Source organism: Lishizhenia sp. (assembly GCF_033720595.1).
In the GTDB taxonomy this organism is placed as follows: Bacteria; Bacteroidota; Bacteroidia; order Flavobacteriales_D; family Crocinitomicaceae; genus Lishizhenia.
The window spans coordinates 1-2,154 of record NZ_JAWWCF010000298.1 but is presented as its reverse complement, the minus strand read 5'-3'; the positions used below and the strand labels follow the sequence as shown (position 1 = coordinate 2,154).

2 protein-coding genes are annotated in these 2,154 nt (G+C 38.3%); both read right to left on the bottom strand.

Features of this window, described 5'->3' with window-relative positions; genetic code table 11:
* Positions 1–162: 162 nt before the first annotated feature.
* Positions 163–1,878, bottom strand: a complete 1,716-nt coding sequence (locus R3333_RS14210) for an ATP-binding protein (RefSeq protein WP_318959427.1) — start codon at positions 1,876–1,878, stop codon at positions 163–165.
* A 33-nt stretch (positions 1,879–1,911) separates the two neighbouring features.
* Positions 1,912–2,142, bottom strand: coding sequence for a DNA cytosine methyltransferase (locus R3333_RS14695; protein WP_413468690.1), 231 nt, complete (start codon positions 2,140–2,142; stop codon positions 1,912–1,914).
* Positions 2,143–2,154 lie beyond the last annotated feature (12 nt).

Sequence of the window (2,154 nt, the reverse complement as noted above, 5' to 3'; positions counted from 1 at the left end):
CAGGCACTGGTGCAGTTTTAGCATAAAGGCTTTACCAATCTGCCGCTTATAACCCTACCAGCCACAGTGCTGGTAATTATGTGGCTGGCAGTGTCGAAGCAAGCGTTTTGGTGAGGTTGGCATAAGTAACTTAGATGTTGATTTGGCTCCAGTTATTGTAAATCAACCGTACAATTTCTCTGCAAAATAAGCCACTATTGGGTCTATATTATCCCATTCAATTTTTAGCTCACGTGCTTTAGGGTACATGGCTAAATGAGCGTTTGCCCCAAGTGTTTTTGGTGATAGCGGACTATGCTCATTTGACTTTATACTATTCAATGCTGTTAAAGCCCTCTTCTCATCCTTACTAAATACAACTGTTTCATCCGACTGAAGATCAGTAATAATTCTTTCCATAACTTGGTGAGTTTGGAGCTTTGGAGAAGGAGGGTTACCAAATCGATGCTCATAGTACGAGATATATAAGTTCTCCAAGAAAACCCTGGCCAGTAGTGCTACAGCTAATGTTTTATCCTCAACATTCAATGAAGTTAGTTCTAGATAGACTCTCTTCATATTTTTATTTTTAAGAGGAACTCTGTAATCGCCATGGGTTATGTACTGGCGCTTTTCGGGATCATTCCTTCCTCTTTTATTTGACGTCGAAGTGTATTCCATTCCACCTTTAGGGGTGTTGCTTATACTATTTGAGGTTGCAGGCGGGATACTACTATTTCCAGCAGATGAGTCATTTGCAGTAGCTTCCAAGCTTTCCTTGTTAAGTTGTGCTTCCTTAGTACTCTTTAAGGCGAACTTTTTAAGTCTCCGATAATTCAAAGCCATTTGACCAAGTGTATCTTTTAGTCCAAGAAAAATTAAATCATCCGTTACTATTCTTGTTTTAGTAGAGTCCCAAGGTAAGCTGCCTACTGATTTTGAATGAAATCGAATATACCCTACAAAGCCGTTGTATTCATTATGCCATGCTTTCTTCCAACCATAGTCCTCTCCCTCTCGTACCGCAATTTCAATAACACGGTCATTGCAAACTACATACCATCCAAAAGGATTCCCATCTTTTAACATGGCGTTGTTAATTCCAAACTCCGCGTTTAGTTTAAAATCTGTATGCAACCCGTACTCAATATAAATGCTTACATCCTGAAATTGTTTGATTACTTTCTCAGAAGGCATATAAGGGTGATTAATATGAAATTTTGGCCATCGTGATTCTAGCTTTTCATACTCAGAGTCTTGAACCTTTAATTTTATTGAAAATCCTTTTCCTATAAAAATTCCATATCTAGCGGATATTTCATTCTTTAACTTCTGAGTCCATGCTTGGGAAGAGAACTCCATTTTGACGTGTTCTCTAAGATTGGTAACTCTAAACCTTGTTCCTGGCTTTTTGCTTGTTTCAATTTCAATAGCTTCCAATTCACTAGTATGACCTAAGGTTGTGTTGTCAAAATCCAACGAAAACGCTAGTGTTCCAGTGTCGGTAATAAATGAGTAGTTAGTGCCAAATTTGAACAATGCGCGCTTTAGTCCAACTCCAAACTTTCCCAATCCAAATTCATGATCAGACTCAGCTCCAACCATAAAAGCGTGTTCAGTCAATGTTATTTCATCTAAACCCAGACAATTATCTTCAACGGAAAAGTAATTATTATGGAGTTCTATTGATATTTCATACCCAAAGTAATTTTTAGGCATTTTATATTCATCAAATTCAACAGCTCCAATATCATTGGAAAACATACGCTCTTTTGCTGCATCAATGGAGTTATCAATAAGATCAAATATGCTAGCCATAGTTGTGATGTCTCGAGTGAGCACTTTTTCGATGAATCCTTGAGCTACTCCTGATTTTACTTTTATTTTTCGACCAATCATCAAATGCTCCCTGTGCAAATTTTCATTTATCGTTTACTTAGCTAAATGACAAACTTTTGCCTTTTCTCCATATAGTCTCGATAGACACTTCTGGTGCATAATTTTGAGGACAAATTCTGAAACTAGAGGTGAAACGCTGTTACCAATCATTCTGAAACTATGCCATTTTGTAGGATGAAAGACGAACCAGTCTGGAAACCCTTGCAGTCTCGCGGCTTCTCGAACAGTTATGACCCTGGGTTGCTCTGGATGAAGAGGGCGCACGGCTTGATAGCT

Bases quoted from the DNA above. Each gene is read 5' to 3' on its own strand.
- R3333_RS14210 (WP_318959427.1), bottom strand. From the start codon at position 1,878: ATGATTGGTCGAAAAATAAAAGTAAAATCAGGAGTAGCTCAAGGATTC.